General features: G+C 69.4%; 5 protein-coding genes. 3 read left to right on the top strand and 2 right to left on the bottom strand.

Going from position 1 to position 5,075, the window contains the following annotated elements:
- Positions 1-114: 114 nt before the first annotated feature.
- Complete coding sequence (locus tag HUU95_RS07970) at positions 115-552, top strand: YaiI/YqxD family protein (RefSeq protein ID WP_174279631.1); 438 nt, start codon at positions 115-117, stop codon at positions 550-552.
- Positions 553-677: 125 nt separating this feature from the next.
- Here the strand turns inward: HUU95_RS07970 and HUU95_RS07975 are convergent, their stop codons facing one another.
- Entirely contained in the window at positions 678-4,004 is a 3,327-nt protein-coding gene (locus HUU95_RS07975) for an error-prone DNA polymerase (protein WP_174279632.1), read from the bottom strand.
- A gap of 53 nt (positions 4,005-4,057) precedes the next feature.
- Here HUU95_RS07975 and HUU95_RS07980 point away from each other — a divergent pair, with 53 nt between their 5' ends.
- Together HUU95_RS07980 and HUU95_RS07985 are read left to right on the top strand one after the other, a co-directional pair.
- Positions 4,058-4,327: a type II toxin-antitoxin system Phd/YefM family antitoxin gene (locus HUU95_RS07980; RefSeq protein WP_174279633.1), complete on the top strand. Its 270-nt coding sequence runs from the start codon at positions 4,058-4,060 to the stop codon at positions 4,325-4,327.
- Positions 4,324-4,737 (top strand): type II toxin-antitoxin system VapC family toxin, encoded by a 414-nt coding sequence (locus HUU95_RS07985; protein ID WP_174279634.1) that lies wholly within the window; start codon positions 4,324-4,326, stop codon positions 4,735-4,737. The genes HUU95_RS07980 and HUU95_RS07985 overlap by 4 nt, the downstream gene beginning before the upstream one ends.
- Here the strand turns inward: HUU95_RS07985 and HUU95_RS07990 are convergent.
- On the bottom strand, positions 4,734-5,075 hold a 342-nt coding region (locus tag HUU95_RS07990; protein ID WP_368039805.1), incomplete at its 5' end, for a DUF6504 family protein. The two genes, HUU95_RS07985 and HUU95_RS07990, sit on opposite strands and share 4 nt — an antisense overlap.

Genomic DNA, 5,075 nt, shown 5'->3' on the forward strand with positions numbered 1-5,075 from the left:
GCACTGGCCGGGCGGGCGCCACCGACGAGACGGGCGTGCGGATCGAGCGCGCGCCGGGCGAACCGCCGGCCCTGCCGCGCCGTCAGGCGTCCGCGCGTCGGTGAAGGTATTGGGGTGAGGGTGCTGGTCGACGCGGACGCCTGCCCGGTCAAGGAGGAGGTGTACCGCGTCGCTTGGCGCCGCGCGGTGCCGGTGGCGATCGTCGCCAACAGCCGGCTGCGCGTGCCCGATCACCCGCTGGTCGAGCGCGTGGTGGTGGGCGACGCGTTCGATGCCGCCGACGACTGGATCGCCGATCGCGCCGGGTCCGATGCGGTGGTGGTGACCGCCGACATCCTGCTCGCCGACCGCTGCCTTAAGGCCGGCGCCACGGTGCTGGCGCCGACGGGCAAGCCGTTCACGCTCGCCTCGATCGGCGCCGCGATCGCGACGCGCGCGATCATGGCCGACCTGCGGGCCGGCGGCGACCAGCTCGGCGGGCCGGCGCCGTTCGGCAAGACCGATCGGTCGCGGTTCCTCCAGGCGCTCGACACGGCGCTGGCGAGGCGCTGAGCCGCCGCGTCGACCGGATGGCCCGACCATGCCGTTCGTGCCGAGCGCAGTCGAGGCACCGTCTGGATCAGTCCCTCGACTTCGCTCGGGACGAACGGAAGGTAACGCGTGGGCAGGACAGGCGCTCAATGGAAGTCGTGGCTCTTGATCGGGATCACGTCCTCCGGATCGCAGCCGTTGCGGAACGGTGGATGGTAGTCGGAACGTGCGCGTGGCTTCCAGCCGGGGTCGCCGCGATCGGGGGCGCCGGCGTGGGTGGCGCCGTCGCCGCGCGAGGTCAGGCGCGGCAGGTCGATTTCGCCCACGGCGCGGAGCATCGCGGTGCGGTCATGGATGCGATCGGCGATGACGTGGATGACCTTCCCCTCGCGCTGCACGACTCCGGTGACGGAGATCATCGCCGACGACATGACGATGGTGCGCTGCGCCTCGAACCGGTCGGGCCACAGGATGATGTTGGCGACGCCCGTCTCGTCCTCGATCGTGATGAACAGCACGCCCTTGGCGCTGCCGGGCTTCTGCCGCACGAGGATGATGCCCGCGACCTCGACGCGGCGACCATCGCGCGTGGCCCCGAGCGTGTCGCAGGTGATCACCCGCTGCCGCGACAGCTCGTCCCGCAGGAAGAACAGCGGATGCTGGCGCAGCGTCAGCTGGGTGGCGCGATAATCCTCCACCACCTCGCGCCCGGCGGTGAGCGGGGTGAGCGCGACCGGCTGCTCGCGGCGCTCGGCGAGGTCGAGCAACGGCAGCGGCGTCTCGCCCAGCCCCCGGATCGTCCATAGCGCCTGACGCCGGTCGAGCCCCATCCCGGCAAAGGCGTCGGCCTTGGCGAGCTTCTCCAGGCATGAAAGCGGCACGCCCGAGCGGCGCCACAGGTCCTCGATCGAGGCGAAGGGAGCGGCGGCGCGGGCGTCGAGGATCTTGGCGGCGTCCTTGCCCGAAACGCCATGAACGACGCGCAGGCCCAGCCGGAGGGGAAGGTCGTCATCCCCGCGCAAGCGGGGACCCCTCTCGCCCCTTTCCACCAGCCGCGTGTCCCAGTCGCTCTCCAGCACGCACACGGGCAGGATCTCCACCTCATGCTCGCGCGCGTCCCGGACGATCTGCGCGGGCGCGTAGAAGCCCATCGGTTGCGCGTTGAGCAGCGCGCAGGCGAACACGTCGGGGTGATGGCATTTCATCCAGGACGAGGCGTAGGCGATCTTGGCGAAGCTCGCCGCGTGGCTTTCGGGAAAGCCATAGGAGCCGAAGCCCTCGATCTGCTTGACCAGCCGCTCGGCGAAATCGGGGCTGATGCCCTTGGCGGCCATGCCGGCGATCAGCTCGGCCTTGAACTGGCCGACGCCCTGCGTGTATTTGAACGTCGCCATCGCCTTGCGCAGCTCGTCGGCGCGCGCCGGCGTGAAGCCCGCGCCCTCGATCGCGACCTTCATCGCCTGTTCCTGGAACAGCGGCACGCCCAGCGTCTTGCCCAGCACGGCCTTCAACGCCGGGCTGGGGTAATCGAATTCGATCGCGGGATCGGCGCGCAGCTGCTCGCGGCGCTTCAGATACGGGTGGACCATGTCGCCCTGGATCGGGCCGGGCCGGACGATCGCGACCTGGATGGCGATGTCGTAGAAAGTGGCCGGCAACATGCGCGGCAGCATCGCCATCTGTGCCCGGGACTCGATCTGGAAGACGCCGAGCGTGTCCGCCCGCTGGATCATCGCGAAGGTCGCGTCGTCGTCGGTCTGCAACTCGGGCGAGGACAGGGTCAGCTTCAGCCCCTTGTGCGCGGCGAGCAGGTCGAACGCCCTGCGCATGCAGCCGAGCATGCCGAGCCCCAGGATGTCGACCTTCATCAGGCCCAGCTCCTCGATGTCCTCCTTTTCCCATTCCACCACCCAGCGGCTCTCCATCGCGGCGGGCTGGACGGGGACGAGATCGTGGAGCGGATCGCGGGTGAGGACGAAGCCGCCGGGGTGCTGCGACAGGTGGCGGGGTGTGCCGATCAGCTCGCGCGACAGCTCCAGCGTCAGGGCGAGGCGCGGATCGCCGCGATCGAGGTGGAGCGCGTCGACGTGCCGGTCCGCCACGCCCTCCTCCGACCAGCCCCAGACCTGGCCCGCCAGCGCCGCCGTCAGATCCTCGGGCAGGCCCAGCGCCTTGCCGACCTCGCGCACCGCGCCGCGCGCGCGGAAGCGGCTGACCACGGCGGTCAGCGCGGCATGATCGTGGCCATAGGTCTGGTAGATCCACTGGATCACCTGCTCGCGCCGCTCGTGCTCGAAATCGATGTCGATATCGGGCGGCTCGCGGCGGTCGGGCGAGATGAACCGCTCGAATAATAGCTCGTGCTCGATCGGATCGATCGAGGTGATGCCCAGCACATAGCATATCATCGAATTGGCGGCGCTGCCGCGCCCTTGGCACAGGATGTCCTGGCTGCGCGCATAGGCGACGATCGAGTTCACGGTCAGGAAATACGGCGCGTACTCCATCTGCGCGACGAGGCGCAGCTCATACTCAAGCAGGTCGCGATACCGCTGGTCGGGTGCGCGATCAGCAACCGGCTGCCGCAGCAAATCCTCCATTGCGTTGCGGGCCAGGGACTCGAGCGCCGCCTGGGGCGTCTTGCCGGTGATGACGATCTCCTCGGGATATTGGTAGCGCAACTCGCGCAGCGAGAAGGTGCAGCGTTCGACGATCGCCTGCGTCGCGGCGAGCGCGCGCGGATGCGCGGCGAAGCGGCGCGCCATCTCGGCGGGCGGTTGCAGGCAGCGGTCGGCGGAGCGCTCGCGGCGCAGGCCCAGCTCGTCCACCGTGCGCTTCTCGCGGATGGCGGTGACGACGTCCTGCAGGCGGCGGCGGTCGGGATGGTGATACAGCACGTCGCCGGTCGCGAGCGGGGTCAGGCCAAAGCGGCGCGCGGCCTCGTCCAGCCGGTACAACCGCGCGCGGTCATCCGGGCGGCGGTGATGCGTCAGGCAGAGATGGCCCCGACCGGTCCCGAACAGGTCGGCCATCCAGCGCAAGCCGTCCTCGTCCGTCCCGTCCGGGCCGGGGACGAGCGACGCGACCAGGCCGGGCGCGGCGTCGGCCACGTCCTCCCAATGCAGGAAGCAGCGGCCCTTCTCGCCCTTGCGGGGATCGGCGCGCATGTTGCCGCGCGTCAGCAGGTTGGTGAGGCCGGTCCAGCCGGCGAGATGCTCGGGCCAGACGAGCAGGGAGGCGCCGCTGACCAGGTCGAGCCGGCAGCCGACGACCGGGCGGATCGCGATGCCCTTGTCCTTCCTGATCTCGTCGCAGGCGTAGAGCGCGCGGACCAGCCCCGCGACCGAGTTGCGATCGGTGATGCCCAGCGCGGGCATGCCCATCTCGCATGCCGTCGCGAACAGCTCCTCGGGCGAGGACGCGCCGCGCAGGAAGCAGAAATGCGTGGCGGCCTGGAGTTCGACATAGGTCATTGGCGGGACGCGTGCGAAATGACTATATCATCTGGTCTGGATGGAGGCGCGCGATGGGCAAGATGGTCGGCATGGCCGAGTTCAAGGCGAACTGTACCCGGCTGCTGCGCGAGGTGGAGCAGGGCGGCGAGCCGATCACGGTGACGGTGCGCGGCAAGCCGGTGGCGGTGGTAAAGGCGGCAGAGCCCGCGTCCCGACCACCCCGCACGAATGTATTCGGCATGCTCAAGAGCAACCAATACCGCTTCGTCGATCCGTTCACCCCCGTGTCCGACATGGCGGAGTGGGAGGTGAACAACCCGCCCGAACTATATCGTCCGTGATCGTCATCGATACGCATGCACTGGTGTGGATGGTTGAGGGAGGGCCGGACCTCGGTTCGCGAGCACAGTCGCTGATCGTAGCCGAACTCGAAGACGATGGAGTGCTGATCGCGCCGATCAGCTTTTGGGAGCTGGCGATGCTCGTTGACAAGGGTCGGCTGACGCTGGGTAGACCGGTGGTAGCCTGGTGGAATCGCGTGCTCCTGGAACCAGGCTTTGTCGTCGCTGATCTGACAGCGGAAATCGGCGCTGATGCAGGAATGTTGCCGGGGAACATTCACGGCGATCCAGCCGATCGCCTCATCATCGCTACCGCTCGATCCATCAACTGCCCGGTACTTACAGCAGATGGCAAGATTCTCGACTATGCCGCCGCCGGCCACGTCCAGGTGATCGACGCCCGGCACTAGCGCGCGCCTCCCAGCCCGTGCAGGAACCAGCGCAGGTCGCCGGTTTCCACGCGGACGCCGTCGCCGCGGCGGTATAGCCAGAAGCGGTCGCCCGCCTCGTCCTCCACACGGTAATAGTCGCGCACCGCCGCGCGCTCGGCGGCGCGGCGCCACCATTCGCCGCCGATGCGTTCGGGACCTTCGGCCCGCACGATGCGATGGGAGACGCCGCGCCAGGTGAAGCGCCGGGGCGGCTGGTCGGGCAGCTCGGCCAGCACATGGTCGATCGGCTCGGGATGGCGCAGCAGCCGGACGGGCCGGGGCCAGCGCGGGTGCCAGGGATGGTCCGGCGGGCGCGC

The sequence above is a fragment of the Sphingomonas bacterium genome (assembly GCF_903643065.1).
Lineage (GTDB): Bacteria > Pseudomonadota > Alphaproteobacteria > Sphingomonadales > Sphingomonadaceae > Sphingomonas.

What these genes read in the sequence shown, in the direction of transcription:
- HUU95_RS07975 (WP_174279632.1), bottom strand. Translation starts at nt 4,004, where the DNA reads ATGACCTATGTCGAACTCCAGGCCGCCACGCATTTCTGCTTCCTGCGC.
- HUU95_RS07980 (WP_174279633.1), top strand. Translation starts at nt 4,058, where the DNA reads ATGGGCAAGATGGTCGGCATGGCCGAGTTCAAGGCGAACTGTACCCGG.